General features: G+C 43.1%; 14 protein-coding genes. 7 read left to right on the plus strand and 7 right to left on the minus strand.

Going from position 1 to position 20,556, the window contains the following annotated elements; translation table 11 throughout:
- Positions 1-69 precede the first annotated feature (69 nt).
- The 3 genes from H6G96_RS20680 to H6G96_RS20690 all read right to left on the minus strand — a co-directional run bounded on the left by H6G96_RS20680 (position 70) and on the right by H6G96_RS20690 (position 6,146).
- Positions 70-1,704 (minus strand): alpha-D-glucose phosphate-specific phosphoglucomutase, encoded by a 1,635-nt coding sequence (locus H6G96_RS20680; RefSeq protein WP_190913195.1) that lies wholly within the window; start codon positions 1,702-1,704, stop codon positions 70-72.
- Between the two features lie 163 nt (positions 1,705-1,867).
- Positions 1,868-4,402 carry a BsuBI/PstI family type II restriction endonuclease gene (locus H6G96_RS20685; RefSeq protein WP_199339669.1) on the minus strand — a complete coding sequence of 845 codons (2,535 nt, stop codon included), beginning with the start codon at positions 4,400-4,402 and terminating at the stop codon, positions 1,868-1,870.
- A 391-nt stretch (positions 4,403-4,793) separates the two neighbouring features.
- Positions 4,794-6,146 (minus strand): N-acetylmuramoyl-L-alanine amidase, encoded by a 1,353-nt coding sequence (locus H6G96_RS20690; protein ID WP_190913196.1) that lies wholly within the window; start codon positions 6,144-6,146, stop codon positions 4,794-4,796.
- Positions 6,147-6,287: 141 nt separating this feature from the next.
- On the opposite strand from H6G96_RS20690, the gene dnaG reads away from it, so the two are divergent.
- A complete protein-coding gene (dnaG, locus tag H6G96_RS20695) occupies positions 6,288-8,231 on the plus strand; it encodes a DNA primase (protein WP_190913197.1) in 1,944 nt (647 codons plus the stop codon).
- A 15-nt stretch (positions 8,232-8,246) separates the two neighbouring features.
- Here dnaG and H6G96_RS20700 read toward each other — a convergent pair whose 3' ends face one another.
- On the minus strand, positions 8,247-8,852 hold the full coding sequence (locus tag H6G96_RS20700) for a YdcF family protein (protein ID WP_190913198.1): 606 nt from the start codon (positions 8,850-8,852) through the stop codon (positions 8,247-8,249).
- Positions 8,853-9,114: 262 nt separating this feature from the next.
- On the minus strand, positions 9,115-10,458 hold the full coding sequence (locus H6G96_RS20705) for a DEAD/DEAH box helicase (protein WP_190913199.1): 1,344 nt from the start codon (positions 10,456-10,458) through the stop codon (positions 9,115-9,117).
- Positions 10,459-10,715: 257 nt separating this feature from the next.
- Here H6G96_RS20705 and infC point away from each other — a divergent pair, with 257 nt between their 5' ends.
- Both infC and H6G96_RS20720 read left to right on the plus strand, forming a co-directional pair.
- Positions 10,716-11,183, plus strand: a complete 468-nt coding sequence (gene infC / locus H6G96_RS20710; protein ID WP_225892454.1) for a translation initiation factor IF-3 — start codon at positions 10,716-10,718, stop codon at positions 11,181-11,183.
- 1,398 nt (positions 11,184-12,581) lie between these two features.
- Positions 12,582-13,229: a PAS domain-containing protein gene (locus H6G96_RS20720; protein WP_190913201.1), complete on the plus strand. Its 648-nt coding sequence runs from the start codon at positions 12,582-12,584 to the stop codon at positions 13,227-13,229.
- Between the two features lie 53 nt (positions 13,230-13,282).
- Here the strand turns inward: H6G96_RS20720 and H6G96_RS20725 are convergent, their stop codons facing one another.
- Both H6G96_RS20725 and H6G96_RS20730 read right to left on the minus strand, forming a co-directional pair.
- Positions 13,283-13,999, minus strand: a complete 717-nt coding sequence (locus H6G96_RS20725; RefSeq protein WP_190913202.1) for a Crp/Fnr family transcriptional regulator — start codon at positions 13,997-13,999, stop codon at positions 13,283-13,285.
- A gap of 488 nt (positions 14,000-14,487) precedes the next feature.
- Positions 14,488-15,105, minus strand: coding sequence for a TetR/AcrR family transcriptional regulator (locus H6G96_RS20730; protein WP_190913203.1), 618 nt, complete (start codon positions 15,103-15,105; stop codon positions 14,488-14,490).
- A 432-nt stretch (positions 15,106-15,537) separates the two neighbouring features.
- Here H6G96_RS20730 and H6G96_RS20735 point away from each other — a divergent pair, with 432 nt between their 5' ends.
- From H6G96_RS20735 to H6G96_RS20750, 4 genes are all read left to right on the plus strand, one after another.
- The gene (locus H6G96_RS20735; protein WP_190913204.1) at positions 15,538-16,845 is read left to right on the plus strand and encodes an HlyD family efflux transporter periplasmic adaptor subunit; all 1,308 of its coding nucleotides are present in this window, start codon (positions 15,538-15,540) and stop codon (positions 16,843-16,845) included.
- The gene (gene devC / locus H6G96_RS20740; RefSeq protein ID WP_190913205.1) at positions 16,842-18,017 is read left to right on the plus strand and encodes an ABC transporter permease DevC; all 1,176 of its coding nucleotides are present in this window, start codon (positions 16,842-16,844) and stop codon (positions 18,015-18,017) included. The genes H6G96_RS20735 and devC overlap by 4 nt, the downstream gene beginning before the upstream one ends.
- A 64-nt stretch (positions 18,018-18,081) precedes the next feature.
- A complete protein-coding gene (locus tag H6G96_RS20745; protein ID WP_190913206.1) occupies positions 18,082-18,780 on the plus strand; it encodes a DevA family ABC transporter ATP-binding protein in 699 nt (232 codons plus the stop codon).
- Between the two features lie 133 nt (positions 18,781-18,913).
- The gene (locus tag H6G96_RS20750; RefSeq protein ID WP_190913207.1) at positions 18,914-20,443 is read left to right on the plus strand and encodes a YifB family Mg chelatase-like AAA ATPase; all 1,530 of its coding nucleotides are present in this window, start codon (positions 18,914-18,916) and stop codon (positions 20,441-20,443) included.
- Positions 20,444-20,556: the final 113 nt, after the last annotated feature.

Genomic DNA, 20,556 nt, shown 5'->3' on the forward strand with positions numbered 1-20,556 from the left:
GGAGACAGAAGATAGAAATTAAAGAAGAAAATAACTCCTCACTCCTAACTCCTAACTCCTAACTTTTTACTAAGTGATTACAGTTGGTTTTTCCCGTCCTGTCAGTTCGCGGATCTGGGCTATCTCCTCAACAAGGCTAATTAAAGAAGCAAGTGCTTGCTGTGGATCAAGGTCATGTTTGGCTGGATCTGCCTCATAGCTTTCTATGTAAACTCTTAGGGTTGCACCTTGAGTTCCCGTACCAGAAAGTCGCACCACAATGCGGGAGCCATCGGTAAAGCCAATGCGAATACCCTGTTTTTGGCTAACGCTACCATCAACAGGGTCGGTATAACTAAAGTCATCGCTGTATTCAACTTGATAGTTACCGAATTGCTTACCTTTAAGAGTTGGTAATAAAGAATGCAGTTTTGCGATTAAGGTGTTTGCTGATTCTATTTCTATCCCTTCATAGTCATGGCGAGAGTAATAATTGCGTCCATAAGTCTGCCAGTGTTCCCGGACAATCTGCTCAACAGACTGTTGTCGGACTGCTAGGATATTCAGCCAGAACAGAACAGCCCAAAGCCCATCTTTTTCGCGGATATGGTTAGAACTAGTACCAAAGCTTTCTTCACCGCAGAGGGTAGCTTTACCCGCGTCTAAGAGGTTGCCGAAAAACTTCCAACCAGTGGGCGTTTCATAGGATTCAATTCCAATCTGAGCGGCAACTCGATCCACAGCTTGACTAGTAGGCATCGATCGCGCTACCCCAGCTAAACCGGAACTATAACCAGGGACTAGCTTGGCGTTTGCGGCTAAGACTGCAAGGCTATCGCTAGGAGTGACAAAGAACTTACGCCCTAAGATCATATTGCGATCGCCATCTCCATCAAAAGCTGCCCCAAAGTCTGGCGCATTGTCTCCGTACAAAATATCTACCAACTCATGGGCATAAACCAGATTTGGATCAGGGTGTCCGCCCCCAAAGTCTTCTAGAGGTGTACCATTACGCACAGTTCCCACTGGCGCGCCCAAACGTTTCTCAAAAATGGCATGAGCATAAGGACCAGCTACCGCATGTAAGGCATCGATGCTGATCCGAAAATTTCCAGAAGTCAACAGTTGGTGAATGCGATCAAAATCAAACAAAGACTCCATTAACTCTTGATAATCTTGTACGGAGTCAATCACCTCAACTACCGTGTTTCCCAAATGTGATTCACCCAAGGTTTCTATATCTACATCTGGTGCTTCCAGAATTTGGTAGCTATCAATCACTTTACTGCGATCATAGATAGCCTCTGTCACCTTTTCCGGCGCTGGGCCACCGTTGCCAATGTTATATTTCACACCAAAGTCACCATTTGGCCCGCCCGGATTATGACTAGCAGACAAGATGATGCCGCCAATGGCCTGGTACTTGCGAATAATAGCGGAAGTTGCAGGAGTAGACAAAATCCCCCCCTGACCAACTTTAATCTGCCCAATGCCATTGGCCGCAGCCATTTTTAAAATGATTTGAATGGCTTGGCGATTGTAATAACGACCATCACCACCCAGAACTAGGGTTTGCCCCTGTAATTCCCTTACAGAATCGAAGGTGGATTGAATGAAATTTTCCAGGTAGTGGGGCTGCTGAAAAGCCTTAACTGCTTTCCGCAGACCAGAAGTACCGGGCTTTTGGTCGCTGAAGGGAGTAGTAGAGACTTTACGAATGTTCATAGATCGTGTTTAACGTTTAACAAGGCATTTTCTCTTACAGCTTTGCATAAGTTCGTTACAAAAAAAATTGCCCCGTATTAAACCTTTGTGTATCCTCTGTAGCTTTGGAGTAGTTCATTCTTACGCAAAGCTTTACTAAGTACACCTGAATTCTGCTGTTTACTCAGGAAGGTTCCTTCTTTTCTATTTGGTAAGCCTGCAACAGATATTCACCATTGAAATGAATCAGGTGAGTTGAATCTTCAGCAACCCAAACATCTGTTTCCCAAGCAATCTCTGCCAGATATGCCACCATTGCCTTACGGCTGAGAAATGTTGTTATCATCACCAGAGGTATTTTGGCACTTCTGAATAAGAATTCAAGTTCCTTCTTCCGTTTAGGATTAATTGGGCCATGTGACGTTACAGCTTCAATCAGTACCAACCAATTATTTTTTGTGAAGTGAATAATCACATCTGGCATTTTGCCGTGGGAATCAATATTAACGCCCACATCGACCAATGCTGCTTCATCGAAGTGGACGAACTTTTCATCTGTATCGCCAATATAGATGAGCTTCCCACCTGGAGTAAAACGAGAGGCAAAATCATTAATAATTTTCTCAATGAGAATATTCTGGCCACCTGGTGATAAAGTTTTAATTTCCCCTGCAATCACTATTGGAATACGGGATATTTCACGTTCTTGAGCATACTGCTTTTTCAAAGTTTCAACCGAAGCTAGATAGGTGCGAATACTCTTTTCCCATTCATCAGTACCGTAGGTTCGTAATAGATCGAGCGCACTTTCTTCAATCTGATATACAGTTTTGGGACTGTTGATAGGGCGGCTTAAATCATCTGGATTTGCAACTATCAAAGCTGCATCCAAAAATTGATGCACTGTCTGGCGGCGAACTGTTTCCCGTGTGTTGGGCTTATAAGTTTTGCCATAATGTTGAGCCATAAAGTCCATCATCGGTGTAATCCCCATCAAAGGGGAAGTTGCTAATTGCCAAGAGTCTATCGGTTTTAAGTTAAGTAACGCCAGAAGAGTTAAAGCTGACCGTTCATTAAGCTGTGCCCGTGGAAAGCCCAATCGCGTCAATATTTGCAGCGCTTCATCAATTCGAGATTTAGTAGCAATTGGATTATTCTCTGACAGATTCGACATACTCAATAGCTTATTTTCTATAAGTTCATCAATTTCCCGCAAAGAAGGAAACTGCCCTTTAATCGCTGTCCCTAATAACAATAGCTGTTCCAAGTTAGGGTACTTTAATTTTCGTAAATCTGTTGCATTGATCTGAGTATGCCCATTAAACAACCGAAAAAAAGCATCAACTAGGGTTGAATTTAAATAAACAGCAAGCCCACGAGCCAAGGTAGGGCTAAGTCCATGCCCATTTTTATGAAAGTAATTCAAGTGATTTTCAAAGCCAACATAAGCGTAATTAAATTGGCTAGCATCATAAACCACCGCAACAACACGCCTTTTCTCTTCTTTTGATGAGAATCTTTTGGTGATAACGTAATGCTCATTTGGTATTAGAAGATTCGCTGTTTCTTCTACAAAAACTATAGCTTGGGGCTTTTTAGTTATTTTTGGGTATTCTACATATCCATCCGATAAATTTACCGGATAAATTAAAGGAACGGTATTGTTTTCTGGATTCGCTCTTAAATAGTCTTTTGCCCGGAAATCTACTACCCGTCCGGTTGAAACTGTTAGCCCTAAATCTTTCAACGTCCAACTGAAAAGTGCCATCCGCCGAACGATTTGCTGGCTAATCTTGTCTGGGAGAATATGAATAAACTGCTCTAGATCATCGGGCTGAACTAAAGCTGTATATGGTACAGAGTGTGACCTGATTAAGTCATCATTAGCACCAGAACTGGTATTGATGATGACGTTGCTAGACTTTTGCTTTTGTTTTGTAGCTTGGATTATGATAGTTTCCTGCAAAATATCATCGTCACTAAATGCTTCTTGCCGCGACTCAAAAAGATGTACTTGTTGTAAAGCCATCATCTCTAAAAACATCTTGCGGAAGCTGCAAAAATAGGGGCCATTACAAAAACTGCGCGGGGTAATCGCTACAAACTCCCCACTTGGTTTTAGAAGTTGCGCTGTAGCAGCCATAAAACCAGTATAAAGATTGCTAGTTTCCAAACCAATGGAACGCAGCAATTCGCGCACCTTGGAATTAGCATTGATTTTTAAATAAGGCGGGTTGAGAATAGCATGGGTAAATTCTGCTGTGTTGGCACTATTCATTAAACCAACCTGAAGCAACCTAACTGCATCTTCGATAAAATCAGTCTCACGAATTTCGTAATTGAAGGAAATACCCACACGTTGACATTCCTTGTTACAAAGCTCTAGAGTTTGATGCAAATATCCAATTAGAAAAGGGTCAATTTCATAAGCTACAACGCGCAAACTTGATGTGTGTTGTGTATGCTGACATACTTTTGCTACAAAAGCAGCGATTAATGAACCAATTCCTGCTCCAGCATCAAGCAAAGATATTTCAAGCAAATCCAGCCTATTAAACATCCCAGCCATCAATTGTGCTACTGAAGCAGGAGTCAGAAATTGACCCATTGATGCTTTTTTTTTGTCTTGCCTTAGCTTTAAACTTACTACAGCCCGATGAAGATCCACTTGTGCAAGCAAGTTTCCACTTGATAGTTCTGCGAGGCTGGTAAACCTCAAACTATTATTATGATTTGCTACGAACGGTCTACTGCTTGATGGGACGATCACAGTCTATCTTCTTAATTGCTATCAAGTTTATATAGCAATCCTAAACCATTTGTAAAATCTTCTCTTTCTACACTTTGCGTTCTTGGCGGTTCGTTAAAGAAAACAATTTTCATAACCCAGATAGGATTGCTATAACAACTTGACATAAAATCAAAAGTGTTATTGAATAAGACTTACGCATGAGTTACGGAATAACGAACCGCAGAGGCACAGAGGGCACGGAGAAATCAGAGTTTGAGAGATATTTTGCGTAAGTCCTAATTGAATAAGCTTTTTAGAGTTTTAAGGGGTTGCTGTATTTACGCCGTGGTGTACTAGTCTAAGCTTTTTTAATCAACGCTCAAAGAAGTCCTGCTGATTCATATAATCGTTTAACCATTGCTGAAATCCTTGCACCATAATCTAAATCTGCTGACCACCGCCCTGATAACTGATCAATTAATGGCGCAATCCCGCGTGTGACAAAGCGAAACCGTGGATCTACGACTTCCTGTACCAAAGGTTCTAAACTAGCGTAAGCTTTCAAATGTTGGACGTGCGCTCTCACTCCAATTCTGGCACTTGGAAAAGACGCAGCCTCTGAACCACCACCGATCGCACCTAAGCCTGCAAAGTTATTTTGCTCAGGTCTAATATCACCACCAAACTGTAAAAATCCAGTTTCTACACACATTTGGCAAAAGGCAATATCATAGTTAACTCCTTCTACCCCTGCCTCTTCCCGATAAAGTTTTGGGATGTCAGGAAACCTTACCAAAGCATTTTGATTATTGTTTCTCAAGAATAATTGTAACTGTACTTCAGAAGTATTACCGTTCGACATCACCCGGTCAAATTGACCAGAGCAAACCATCAAATTTGAGCGCAAACTGGCAGTCCGAGTTGCAGCATCCCAACTGACTGCAACATTAAAATCTCGCAGTTCAATCGCTTTAACATAAACTATTTTGCGATAGGTAATTCGATTAACATTAGCCGCTTTTGTAAGGTCAATCCGTAGACGATCTACTAAATCAATGGGAATGTAAGCATTTCCATTAACTAAAACTCCTTGCTCTGAGTAACTTTGACCATTAATATTAATATTAATTGGCGGATAATTTGCTTCGGTCGGAGTTCCAGGAGTTGGGTCAATTACACGACTCCAAGTTACCAATCCATCGGCAATCCCCAAAGCAAAATCGCGGCGACGACTTTGCAGCAAAGCCCGATCTTCTGGATTGCTGAGAAACCCCACTTGCATCACCAAAGCTGGAAGCGTTGTCTGGCGACAGAATGCTAAACTACCTAAACCACTGTTTGTATCTGGCTTAACTCCCCGATTCGGTAATTGGGGTACACGGCGCAACAACGCCACTAGTAACTGTTCAGCATTGCTTCTGCGATCGCTATTATTAGCAATGTAGAAGACGCTAGCCCCACGCACAGAAGGGCTGCTAGCTGCATCAGATTCAATTTCTAGGGCAACATCACCCCGGCGGCCGCGAGAATTGATCCAGGTGATAGTTTGGGCGGCACTTAAGTCATCAGGAACCGCCAAAATTTCCACATTCCGCGCTCTCAGTTCCGTGACAATCAAATCGCGCAGCAGAATCATTTCTTTCGCTTCACTTGTACCACCTGCGATCGCACCTGGATCGACTCCTCTGGCTTCTTTACCTCCGTGAGCTGCTGAAATAAAAATACGCCCCATTTTAAGTATTTCCTCTGATAAAATTAAGTGTAAGCAATTCTATAAATCATTCTTGGTCTAGCAACAAGAATATAATAGCTATCAGTTGGGAAACGCACCGCAGTGTTAACTACTAACCCATGAATTGATAAATAGACTAGAATGCAAATTCCCCGCTTGCACCCAGACACAATTGAAGAAGTTAAACTACGGGCTGATATTGTAGATGTTGTATCCGAATACGTAGTTTTACGCAAACGCGGAAAGGATTTTGTCGGTTTGTGCCCCTTCCACGATGAAAAATCTCCTAGTTTCACCGTCAGCCAGACTAAGCAAATGTACTATTGCTTTGGCTGTCAAGCTGGGGGAAACGCCATTAAGTTTGTTATGGAGTTGGGGAAGCGCTCTTTTGCTGATGTGGTGCTAGATTTAGCACGGCGTTACCAAGTACCTGTACAAACCCTAGAACCCGAACAACGTCAAGAATTACAGCGTCAGCTATCTTTGCGTGAGCAGTTGTATGAAGTTCTGGCAACGTCCGCCCAGTTTTATCAACACGCCTTAAGACAATCACAAGGGCAAAAGGCACTTGAATATTTGCAATCTAACCGCCAACTCAAAGAAGAAACTATACAGCAATTTGGCTTAGGTTATGCTCCCGCAGGTTGGGAAACTCTCTATCGTTATCTAGTGGAAGATAAACACTATCCAGCGCAGATACTAGAAAAAGCGGGATTGATTAAGCCACGGCGGCAAGGAGGCGGTTATTATGATGTATTCCGCGATCGCTTGATGATTCCCATCCGCGATTTCCAAGGGCGTGTCATTGCCTTTGGTGGTAGAACTCTCACGGATGAACAGCCTAAATATCTCAATTCACCAGAAACCGAACTTTTTAGTAAAGGTAAAACATTATTTGCCCTCGATCAAGCCAAGGGTGGGATTTCTCAACTCGATCAAGCGGTGGTAGTAGAGGGATATTTTGATGCGATCGCTCTCCACGCGGCTGGTATTAATAACACAGTCGCCTCCCTTGGTACAGCCTTAAGCTTAGAACAGGTACGGTTAATATTACGCTACACCGAATCGAAACAATTAGTACTCAACTTCGATGCTGATAAAGCCGGAACCAATGCCGCCGAACGTGCGATCGGTGAAATTGCCGAACTAGCATATAAAGGCGAAGTTCAGCTAAAGGTTCTCAATTTACCCGATGGTAAAGATGCTGATGAATACTTGCATAGCCACACCCCAGAAGATTATGCAGAACTGCTAAAGAATGCGCCACTTTGGTTAGACTGGCAGATTCAGCAAATTATTCAAGATCGTGATTTGAAACAGGCTACTGATTTTCAGCAAGTAACTCAGCAAATAGTCAAATTGCTTAAAAATATAGCTAACAGCGATACACGCAACTATTACGTTTCCTACTGTGCAGAAATACTCAGCTTGGGAGATACCAGACTTATACCCTTAAGAGTCGAAAATCTCCTAACTCAAATTGCCCCGGCTACAGCTACATATTCCAAGCCCGTGTCAGCCAGGAAGGCATGGGGAGATAGCAAAGTTTCTCACGCTCCACTTCCGACAGAACGCAACCTTTTAGAACACGCAGAAGCCTTATTACTGCGAATTTACTTACATTGTCCTGAACAGCGTCAAGCGATTATTGCCGAACTAGAGGAGCGAGATTTGCAATTTAGCCTTTCTCACCACCGATTTTTATGGCAACAGATTTTAGAAATCTCATCCGTTGATGTAGAAACGAGAAATGTTGCGTCTCAACCAGATTTAATTTCCCGCTTGCAAGACCATTTTTTAGAATTTAGCACTGAGATGGGGTTAATTTCCCATTTATTCCATGTAGATGAAAAAAACCAGAAAGAGATACTTCGGACTCCGCAAGTAGTTCAAGCTGCGATCGCTTGCATGGATTTAGTGATGCTTGAAAAACGCTATCGCCACTTTTTGGAACTATGGCAACAAACTGATCCCGAAGCTGAACCAGAGCGATATCAATCCTATTATCAGGCTTTTTACGCTGAAAAAATCAAGCTGCAACAAATAGACCGACAACGATTATTTTCCATCACAGAGTTATTGTAGTTTCGGAACCTACAGCTAGATTTTAAACACTAAATAGATAAAGTAAAAATAAGTTTCTCGGCTTAAAAACTCTATCTGACTCTGAAAACTGCGATAGCGGGTAGTAGGTGTGGGAGACGAATGTGCATCCATTCCTAAGCCTCGTGCCATTAATACGGCTCGCTTCATATGCAATGGATCGCTAACAATAAGAAACTTGGTTAATTGGTGAGCATTCGCTACCTCTAAAGCATTTTTGAGGTTCTGGTGAGTTGTGCGAGATTCAGTTTCAGTGAAAATGTCAGCAGCTTTTACCTGTTGCGCGATCGCGTAATTTTTTCCAACTATAGCTTCGGCTGGTTCATTACTTTCGCCAACTCCGCCAGTAAAAATAATCCTCTTAACAGATCCATTTTTATATAAATTAATGGCGTGGTTGATTCGCTCTCTGAAAACAGGAGATGGTTCTTGTCCCCAAACTGCCGCTCCTAAAACAATTGCTGCATCTGCCTTGATATTATTAGTACTGCTGCCATATAAGTAAATACTTGAGGCTGTAGATGCGATCGCCAGCAACAAGGCAGATATCAAAGCCACTGTAACCAAAATTAACCATTTTTTGGGAATTTTGTAATTGAGCATCGGGCGTTGTGCTATTTTTCATTCTTAGTTTCAATATCTAAGCTATAGCGGTTCCCATTCAGATACGGTACAAGATTATATTGCAAGGTGTAGGGGCACGGCAGTGCCGTGCCCCTACGGGTGTACTCCACGAACGCTCGTAATGACGTAAAATCATAGTTTGTGCGTAAGTCCTGGCTATAAAGTCAAGTTCAAGAGCAGGTTGAAAGTGAATTTAACCGCTTAGGGGCGTTGCTGAAAGAGTAATCCTTAAGAACGAAGATCAGCGATCGCGTTTAGCAGAACGGCGCGATGCCGACGAACGCGCACCAGGCTTATCGCCATTTGTGGCAGGTGGCGCTGCCTTACGTTTAGCCGATTTCTGTGGTAACGGTTTAGGAGTACCAGCCGGACGCTTATCACCTACAGGCTTGGCTCTGTGTTGCCGTCCATTTGGGATTGCTTCTGGCTTGGTATCGGGATTGAGCGCAAAACCAGCCACTACTTCCCTTGGTAAGCGCTGCTGAATCAGTTTTTCAATATCTGTCAATAAAGGGTATTCATCAACAGACACCAGCGATACGGCTTCACCTGACGCGCCAGCGCGGCCAGTACGGCCAATGCGATGAACATAATCCTCCGGTACATTGGGTAGATCGAAGTTGACGACATGGGGCAGGTCGCTGATATCAAGACCCCTAGCAGCAATATCTGTCGCAACCAATACCTGTAAGCTGCCATTTTTGAATTTTGCCAGAGCATTGGTACGCACCGGCTGGCTCTTATTCCCGTGGATTGCCAGTGCTTGAATGCGGTCTTCACCCAATTGCTTAACCAAACGATCAGCGCCATACTTAGTGCGAGTAAACACTAGCACTTGATACCAATTATCTCGGCGAATCAGGTGAGCAAGTAATTGGCGTTTCTTGTCACGGTCTACGTGGTAAATTTTTTGTGCGATCGTCTCGGCGGTAACGTTGCGGCGTGCTACCTCAATCATCGTCGGGTTATTAAGCAGCCCGGCGGCGAGTGCCTTAATTTTGTCCGAGAAAGTAGCGAAGAATAGCAAATTTTGTCGCTGTTTGGGCAATAGTGAGAGGATGCGGCGGATATCATGAATAAAGCCCATGTCCAGCATCCGATCTGCTTCATCTAGCACCAAAACCTCAATATGCGATAGGTTCAGCGTGCCCTGCTGTACATGGTCTAATAGTCGCCCTGGAGTAGCGACCAAAATATCCACTCGGTTCTTCAAACGCTGCTTTTGCAGACTAATACCGACTCCGCCGAACATCACCATCGAGTTTAGCTGCAAGTACTTACCATACTCGCGCACGCTTTCTTCTACCTGTGCGGCGAGTTCACGAGTCGGAGTAAGAATCAGCGCCCGGATCGGCGGGTATCCCTTATATGTACCTTTGACGCTCTTATCAGACGACAACCGATGCAGAAGCGGTAGGGTAAAACTAGCGGTTTTTCCAGTGCCAGTTTGTGCCCCAGCTAGTAAATCGCTACCCGACAATACAGCAGGAATCGCCTGTATCTGAATTGGCGTGGGTTCAGTGTACCCGCGTTCTGTAACCGCCCGGATAATTTCATTGGACAAGCCGAGAGTAGAAAAAGACATAAAACTCCAAAAATAACATCGGCCTGTCGCCAATGGCGGCGTCAGTCTTAGGCGGACGGATAAAAAAGCGTTGAAAGGCTGATGGGCAATAGCGCAAAGACTGAAGAGCGAGTGCCGCAATTCTACATTTTAACAGATTGTAGTCCATTGTGTCGTTAAAGTTGCTCTAATTCAGCGTTGTGTTAAATTAGCATTACTTGGAATGTAAAATGTTGAACAATTAGGAGAAATTCGTTATCGCAATCCAAAAGCAACTGATTAATTCACAAATCAAGTCACCTAGCGTCTTCTTGATTGACCATGAGAATAACAATCGTGGTCTGATCGACACCAATGAGGCGCTACAGCTAGCCGAGAGCTTAGAGCTTGACTTAGTTGTAGTCTCCCAAGGTAAAGAGGCTCCAATCGCCAAGATTTTGAACTACGGCAAGCTTCAGTATCAAAAGAAAAAACGTCAGAGCCAGAGTGCTAGACCCACGGTAAAGGAAGTTCGATTTGGCCTAAACGTGGGCGTGGCTGATTACAATTTACGCATCCAACAAGCAGGTGAATGGTTGAGTAAAGGCGATTCAGTCAAGTTTGCCATCCGTTTACGAGGCCGAGAACATCAATATCGTGACAAAGCAGGAGAACTGCTAGACCGAATTGCAAATGATCTCAGTCAAGTAGGTAAAATCCAGTCACTGGATAAACGCGCACTAGTTGTTCAAGTGATTCCTGCCTAGTTAATCTTGCGATCGCTTGAGGATATATTGGTGAGAGCCTGTTAGGAACAAAAAAATCTGGAGGCAACACTGTAGCTTCTATGGAAAAAACATTGAGATTCTCCCCACTGAAGACAGCAAGGGGATTTTTTCACTGTGTATTTGAGTCATGCTTGTACAGAGCTACACTCAAATGAGGATGGAACCTTAAACCAGTAGGGGGTGCTATAGCCCCAAGTACTGAGACATCGAAAAATCTCACATCCTTTCTACGAATATTGATAGAGCTAACCCCATCTCTGTGAAACTCAAAGCCGCACCGAAATTTAAAGGTGCGGCTTTTGGATTTATTATTAAATTCAAAGCAAGAGAGTTTTACCTATAATCAGAGGCACTGGAGGATTAAAAATTCTCTTCATTTTATCGTTAGTCAGAAAACCGTTCCACAATATCCTTTACTGTCTTATAACTTAGATGAAACTGCTGGGCAATCTGGCGACTAGAATACCCCTCCCTGAACATCGTTAAGACTTGAAAGGCATACTTGTCTAATTGTTTTAAATCATCCATATAATTTCTAGACCTTTTGTATAGGGTTGGCTAAAAATCCGTATTATGTAGATGGAATAATTATTGTATAACAAGCTCTTTCAGTAATTCTTCCTAATTACTTTGAGCTATGAAAAACCCTCTAGTCTGTAAATAAACTAGAGAATAAGCTGTGCTTAATGTTGTCTAAAAAAAAAATTACTCTTTTTACAAAATTTGTTCTTCCATCTGGTGAATAAATTAAGGCAGACAAAGTATAGTTCAATGTTAAGTTCGCTTGCAATAAGGGATACAACGCAATAGTGCCAGGATTACGGCATAGTTGTTGAAATAACCTCAAAAAAATCGGTGCGAATCCCATTTCTTTAAGGGGTAGGAGAGATAAACGTTCGCCGATTTGGTCATCGGTACTAATGAGTAATGACTTGAAATGCGTGGGATGAGTTAAAGCCTTTTTCCACCCAGATGAATATTTTATCTATGGTTAGGGGTGCTTTTAAGAAAACTAAGTAGGAAATGGAAATCCTATACTTGTCGAAAAGCCTTATTTATAAAGGTTATAGGCAGGAGCGAACTCTTAACTTCCGGTTTGTTCAAAGCCAGGGCGTAAGAACTCGTAGGGAATCTTGCAACGGATTTTCATAATATTGTACGGAATCGTACTGACTGGCAGCGACTGAAGGCTTTAGTCTTTAAATATACTTAAATATAGGCAATCCCAAAGTTATAAAAAATTTGGGAACAAATTCATGGATGGCAATATCTCTTAACTTCTCGTTACTAGCTAAAACCCAGTAATGAATGATTTGTGGGATAAAACTCATTAGGAATTGGTTAACAGTCTCTTTTTATTCAGGGATTGAAACTTAAATGTCACCTGAATTGAAAATGAATCTAAATATATTTGCCCAGCAGTTACAGTCGCTGCAAAGGTGTTTAAACTTGTACCAAAATGCGAACACCGGAGTAGAGCCAGAAGGCGATTTGCTGCAAGCTGCCTTAAAAGAACTTGATACTGTTTCAAAAACATTAGAGATCGTTACAGAGAGGCTGTTCGAGCAAACTCAAAAATTGGGAAATGCGCAAGCACGCCTTAGAGAGCAATGCAAGCGCTACCAAGACCTGTTGGAGTTCATACCAAATGCTTACTTTGTGAGTGACACACAAGGGAAAATTCTGTCAGCTAATCTTGCCACTGCCACACTGTTCAATCTTCAACAGCGATTTTTGCTAAACAAACCGTTAGTCTGTTTCATTCCAGTAGAAGAACGTCAAGCATTTCGTTGGCAACTAAACCAGATGCACGAGTCTGAGTGTGACTATGTAAAAGAGTGGATATTACGTATACAGCCTCGTTACTGTGAGCCTTTTGAGGCTGCTATGACTGTAGCTCTTATACGCGATGTTAAAGGTAAGTTAACAGGCTTGCGCTGGATGGTGCATGACATCACTCACGTCTGGCAACAGCCTCAATTACCGCTCTTAAGGTCAGAAAAGCTTTATCCGTTATCTCTTTAGATTAAAACTTAGCAGGCGATCATAATTCCTCTTTGATTACGGGAGGATGGAAATTATACCACTGAATGTTGTCTTTTAAAACTTAGCAGGCGATTGTATTCCTCTTTGATTACTCCATAACACTCGCAGGAAACCTCTTCTAGTCCCTGCCGATTAATGGTTTTGATTTTCTTTCGGCTGCATTCGATGAGACCTTTCTTTTCTAGAATATGGGCGGTTTCGGTGACGCTAGAACGGCGCACGCCCAGCATATGGGAGAGGAACTCATGAGACAAAATGAGTTCATCCGAGTAGAGACGGTCACTCGACTCAAGCAACCAACGGGCCATGCGTTTTTCTATAGTATGAGTGCGGTTGCAGGCAACATTTTGCGAGATTTGTGCTATGTAAGCCTGTGTGTATTTGAGCATTACGTCCCGCAGCGACTTATTGGTGTCGAACTCATGGAGCAACAAATGTGCCTTCATTTTCACCGCTTTGCCAGGAACCTGAGCGATGTACTGGGTCTGCGTCGTCTCCTGACCGCCCATGAAGGCGTTGATCCCTACCATCTCGCGGCTTCCAACCACTCCGGCTTCAACGGTGCTACCGTCCATCATTGTGATGGTGACTGAGATTAAGCAGGTGAGGGGGAAGTAGACTTCTTCTATAGGTTCGCCGGGTCTGTTGAGTATCTCGCCGTATGAAAGCTCTACCTGTTCCATTTTGTTTTCTATCCGCTTGTACAGATCGCGTGGCAAAGCGGTAAGTAGAAGGTTTTCGTTAGTCATCTTTTTGTTAAAGCTTGTTTTTAAACTATTGTTAAGTTTATGCCATCTAAAAACCTATAAGTATAAGTATGGTAGGTTCGCCGATTTTGAAAAGATGTTTGCCGAACAGCAGTTTTTTAAGAATTATTTGATGCTAAGTATTTCAGGTTTTTCACGCAAAGTAAGCTTTTGCAAACCGTACTATATTAAGTAAGGGTATCCTTTGCTTATTGTATACCACCCCGTCAAACTGTACTTTGTCTTCCCTTCCTACAGTCGGGACTACGGTGTATACACAAGTCTTTTTGAAGGCAATTTACGGTTAAGTCTCAGAGCCACTGAGATACCTCACCCTGGTTTTACTACATAAAACCTGTCCCTCTCCTTATTAAGGAGAGGGATGTCCGATAGGACAGGGTGAGGTTTTGGAGGACTTTTGGGTAATCGGATAACTTGTGTGTACGCCTAGTTCCTACAGGTAGACCGAACAAGCACTGGGACATAGCCAATCAATTGGCGCAATTAGTGATTAGGTGTATCAAGGCATTAATCAGGCGATCGCTTTCCATTGGTAAAATATCTTTGCCATGCATAATCTCCTGAGCAATCACTAAATGCACTATTGACCCCATTAAAATCCATACCATTGCCTGTGGATCAGGGATATTAAGTTCAGGGCGAGAAACTAAGTATTGAGTGATAATCTCGCTCCCCGGTTTAGCGATACAACTCAGGAAAAGCTGAGATAATTCAGGAAAACGAGCAGACTCCCCAATCAGCACTCGCTGAAATCCCTGAAATTCTTTGTCATTGAGCATCTGTGTTAATGCTTTTGTTAACAAATGTCTTAGGACGATACGCGGTTCTCCCTCAAGAGGTTCTGTGCCAAAAACTGACTCAAACCGCTTTCGTGCTAGTTGCTCTACTAATGCTTTAAAAAGTCCTTCTTTATCTTGAAAGTGGCTGTAAACTGTCGCTTTAGAAACACTTGCTGCTACCGCTACCCTATCCATGCTTGCGCCAGCATAGCCATGTGCTAAAAACTCTTGCATCGCCCCTTGCAAAATCTTTTCGACTTTATCGCTTGAACTCTCCCGCTCAACTTCGTTAATTCTTATGCGGGTCATTTTTTTATTATCCTGTGCTGTAAAACCATCTTAAAAAGAATTGAAATTAAAAATACTTTCTCCTTTGTAATCAATCTCAATAAGAGAATTGGTATTATAGCAGTCCTAAATCATTTGTAAAAATAAATTAACCGCAGAGGCGCAGAGAACCCAGAGAGAGGAATCGGAGATTTTTACGGCTCATTTAAAATTGCTATAAAATAAATTCTCCAATTTCTAAACTTCACTACGACTTTCCCTCCCCGTGCTCCCTGCCCCCGCCCCCTACCCTTAAAGCGATAGGATATTTTTTATTTGGAAGCCCCTAAATTTGCAATTAGGACAAATTAATGACAACTTGAGCTACGCGATATTGACTAAACTACTCCGTTTAGTTTAGCATTTTAAAACTAGACGGTTTAGTTTTATTGTCCGCTAGTTAAGGTGGGTGCTATGGAGCAAAACTTAAAGCTGGATGAATCGCGTCCTTCCCAAAATCTCTTTAAATTGCCTGTTTTGTTAGCAATGCTAGCATCTTTTATGATGGGTGCATTAAGTGTTTATACGATACAAAAGTTTCAGGGTGCAGTTAATAAGCCGCAAGAAGCATCAGCATCACCCAAGCCAGTGGTAAAAACAGTAACAGCATTAGGGCGGTTAGAACCAAATGGCGAGGTAATAAAACTTTCTGCACCTACCTCGAATCAAGAGAATCGCGTTCAACAACTGTTGGTTAAGGAGGGGGATAAAGTAAGAGCTGGGCAGGTAATTGCGGTTATGGACAGTCGCGATCGCTTACAAGGAAGTTTGCGTGAAGCACAAAAACAAGTCCAAGTAGCGAAACTCCGTCTTGCCCAAGTAAAAGCGGGAGCGAAACAGGGAGAAATTGAGGCACGGCAAGCAACTGTGAGCCGTCTACAAGCTGAATTAGAGGGAAATGCTAAAACTCAGCAAGCCACAATTAATCGTCTAGAAGCGGAACTAGAAGGTCAAAAACAGCAGTTAAACGCAACAGTGGCTCGTTTAGAAGCCGAGAAAGCTAATGCTCAAGCTGATGCCCAACGCTATGAAACTTTATACCAACAAGGAGCAATTTCCAGCCAGGAAGTTGATAGGAGACGCTTGAGTGCAGAAACTTCCACTCAGCAGTTGCTGGAAAGTCAAGCTACCCAGAGAACAACTATCGCCACCCTAGAACAGCAAATTAATGAGGCAAAAGCCAACCGGAATAAAACTCTAGCCACTCTTCAAGAGCAAATTAATGAGGCAAAAGCCACACTGAACCAAACTGCTGAAGTGCGTCCAACAGATATAGCAACCGCAGAAGCAGAAATAGACAGCGCTCAAGCTACTGCTGAGAAAATTAAAGCAGAACTGGCGCAGGCATACGTTCTAGCTCCTAAAGCTGGTCGAATTTTGGAGATTAATACGCGATCGGGAGAAATTGTTAGTAATGACGGAATTGTGGATTTAGGTCAAACCGACCAAATGTATACCGTAGCAGAAGTCTACCAAAGTGATATCAACAAAGTGCGTCCGGGGCAACGAGTGCGGGTCAGTAGCGATTCTCTACCTAATGAATTACTAGGAAGGGTAGATAGGGTTGGTATGCAGATAAAGCGACAGAATGTCATCAATGCCGACCCCTCTAGCAATATTGATGCCAGAGTAGTGGAAGTGCATGTCCAACTGAATCGGCTATCTAGTCTAGAAGCTACTAGCTTAACTAATCTGCAAGTCAAGGCGGTGATTGAATTGTGATTGGATTTATCCAGCAACTACGGCGGCGAACGCCTTTAGGATGGCTGCAATTAAGTCATGAAAAAGGGCGTTTTTTGGTGGCATTGTCAGGCATTGCCTTTGCCGATGTTCTCATGTTCATGCAGCTAGGGTTTCAGAATGCCCTGTTTGACAGTAACACTAGGCTACATGCGAGTATGCAGGGAGACATCATGTTAGTTAGTCCCCAAGCTCGTAACCTGGCAAATATGTCTACATTTCCTCGGCGGCGATTGTACCAGGCAATGGATATGCCGGGGGTGAAGTCGGCTGAACCAATGTATCTCAACTTTATCGATTGGAAAAATCCCCAAACGCGGCAGGAAACGGCGGTACTAGTTATAGGGTTCAATCCTGACAAGCAACTTTTTGACTTACCGGAAGTTAATCGCAACTTGGACGTAATTAAGTTACCAGATACCGTTTTATTCGACAGCGCTTCTAGAGGAAATTATACAGAGGCGATCGCTCAAATTGAACAGGGTAAAACTGTTACAACCGAAATACAACGGCGCACGATTAGTATTAATGGCTTATTTAAGGTTGGAGCTTCTTTTATTGCAGATGGTAGCTTGATTACCAGCGATCAGAACTTTTTGCGATTATTTCCTAGGCAAGACGCAAGCAGTGTAAGTTTGGGTTTGATTCAGCTCGAACCAGGAAATGATCCAGAGCAAGTGGCAAAAAACTTGAAATCTTATTTAGGTAACGATGTCAAAGTTCTTACCCACGATGAATTTATCGCCTTTGAAAGAAAATATTGGCAGGAAAACACCGCCATCGGATTTATTTTCAGCTTGGGTGTAACGATGGGGTTTTTGGTAGGGGTAATTATTGTCTATCAAGTTCTTTCTACTGATGTAAATGCCCATATCAAAGAATATGCCACCTTCAAAGCAATGGGTTATAACAATTTTTATCTACTAAGCGTAGTGTTTGAAGAGGCAATAATTTTGGCAGTATTGGGCTTTATTCCAGGGGCAATTGTGCCCTTAGGACTTTACCATCTGACTCGTAATGCTACGAATTTACCCGTATATATGACCTTAGCACGAGCCTTGACAGTGTTAGTGCTGACTATGATTATGTGTATAATTTCTGGTGCGATCGCTACTCGTAAATTACAGTCTGCTGACCCGGCGGATATGTTTTAGAGATGGGCATGGGGCATGGGGATAATCAACAATTCCCAATCCAAATTTAAAATCTAAAATTAGTATGTTTCCTGTTATTTCTGTTAAAAATCTTGACCACTACTTCGGTCATGGTCAACTTCGCAAGCAAGTTCTTTTTGATATTAATCTGGATATTAACGCTGGGGAAATTATTATCATGACCGGGCCTTCTGGTTCCGGTAAAACTACACTTCTCACCTTAGTAGGCGGCTTGCGTTCTGCCCAATCTGGCAGTTTGCAGGTTTTGGAACAAGAACTTTGTGGCGCTAACGCAGCACGACTCACCCAGGCGCGACGTAGTAATGGCTATATTTTCCAAGCGCACAATCTGCACGGTAGCTTGACTGCGCTGCAAAACGTCAGAATGGGCTTGGAATTGCACAAAAATATTTCGCAGCCAGAAATGAAAACTCGGTCAGCCCAAATGTTGGAGGAGGTAGGATTAGGAGAGCGCCTCAATTACTATCCTGATGATTTATCAGGGGGACAAAAACAAAGAGTAGCGATCGCTCGTGCTTTGGTCGGTCGTCCTAAAATTGTCTTAGCGGATGAACCTACCGCCGCCCTTGACAGTAAATCGGGACGAGATGTGGTAAACCTCATGCAAAAACTAGCTAAAGAGCAGAATTGTACCATTCTCTTGGTGACTCATGACAATCGCATTCTCGATATTGCTGATCGCATCGTTTACATGGAAGATGGCAAGTTAGTAAATGACGGTGCTGTTGTTGCAGCCAGTTAGGCTCGTTCTCCCCAAACGCCAGCGAGTAAGTCCTATTCACTATATTTGATCAGAAATCGTCTCTGTGGTTTCACTAATGCCAATCTACCCACGCATCTGCTAGAGATTTGAAAGGTTTACTGTTATATAAGAAATGCTTGCCAGAGTTTGGAGTGCATCAATTGTCGGCATCGATGCCGTCAAAGTCGGCGTAGAAGTCGATGTGTCAGGGGGATTACCGGGAATTGTTGTTTTGGGATTGCCAGATTCAGCGATTCAAGAATCAAGAGAAAGAGTTAAAGCAACGCTGAAGAATGCAGGTTTCGCCTTTCCCATGCGGAAAATTGTGATCAATTTAACTCCAGCAGATTTACGGAAAGAAGGCCCCTGTTTCGATTTGCCTATTAGTATAGGCATTTTGGCGGCTTCTGAGCAAGTTAGCGCTGATTTATTAGGGGATTATTTATTCTTAGGAGAAGTCTCTCTAGATGGTAGTTTGCGCCCGGTGGCTGGTGTTTTGCCGATCGCAGCAGCAGCCCAAAAGATGGGAATCGCAGGTTTAGTTATCCCTGCTGATAATGCCCAAGAAGCAGCAGTAGTTCAAGATTTGGCTGTTTACGGCTGCAAACATCTGTCTGAGGTAGTAGATTTTTTAAATAATCCAGGGCGTTACAAACCTGTGCAGATAGATGACACGACAAAGATAGCAACAGTATCTTACCCTGGCGCAGATTTACATGAGGTGAAAGGACAAGCTCATGCGCGTCGTGCCTTAGAAATTGCTGCTGCTGGTGGGCATAATCTGATTTTTGTCGGACCACCGGGTAGTGGAAAAACTATGTTGGCACGGCGCTTACCAGGAATTTTACCGCCCCTGAGTTTTACCGAATCTTTAGAAGTGACTCGCATCCATTCGGTGGCTGGTTTATTGAAAAATCGCGGTTCATTAGTACGCGATCGCCCTTTTCGCAGTCCCCACCACTCAGCATCCGGGCCATCTCTTGTTGGTGGTGGTAGCTTCCCTCGTCCTGGGGAAATCTCATTATCTCACAGGGGCGTACTGTTTTTAGACGAATTAACTGAGTTTAAACGTGATGTGCTGGAATTTCTGCGCCAACCTCTAGAAGATGGCTATGTAACAATTTCCCGCACCAAACTATCGGTAATGTTTCCCGCACAGTTTACTTTAGTGGCGAGTACCAATCCCTGTCCTTGCGGTTATTATGGCGATACCATCCAACAATGTACTTGTTCTCCCCGTCAACGCGAGCAATATTGGGCAAAACTTTCTGGGCCGTTGATGGATCGAATTGATTTACAAGTTGCGGTGAATCGCTTAAAACCAGAGGAGATTACCCAACAACCTACGGGAGAAACATCAATATCAGTGCGGGAACGAGTGCAACAAGCAAGCGATCGCGCAATTACCCGCTTCCAAGGAGAAGCAAATCTGCGTTGCAACGCCCATATGCAAAGTCGTCATCTCCAAAAATGGTGCAAGCTAGATGATGCTAGTCGTAGTTTATTAGAAGTAGCAATTAGAAAATTAGGTTTATCAGCAAGAGCAAGCGATCGCATTCTCAAAGTAGGGCGGACTATTGCAGATTTAGCGGGAGAGGATGAGCTAAAAACCAATCATGTGGCGGAAGCAATTCAGTATCGCACAATCGATAGAATGCAGTAGGAATCTTGTGATCATGGCTTACATTTATTAAGCTTTGACGCAGATAATTCGTTTTCCCAGCAGCCAGAACAGCAAGGCTAAAGCTATGTTTCTAATAAACGAGTGAAAGTTCA

This window comes from Nostoc sp. FACHB-892 (assembly GCF_014698795.1).
GTDB lineage: Bacteria > Cyanobacteriota > Cyanobacteriia > Cyanobacteriales > Nostocaceae > Nostoc.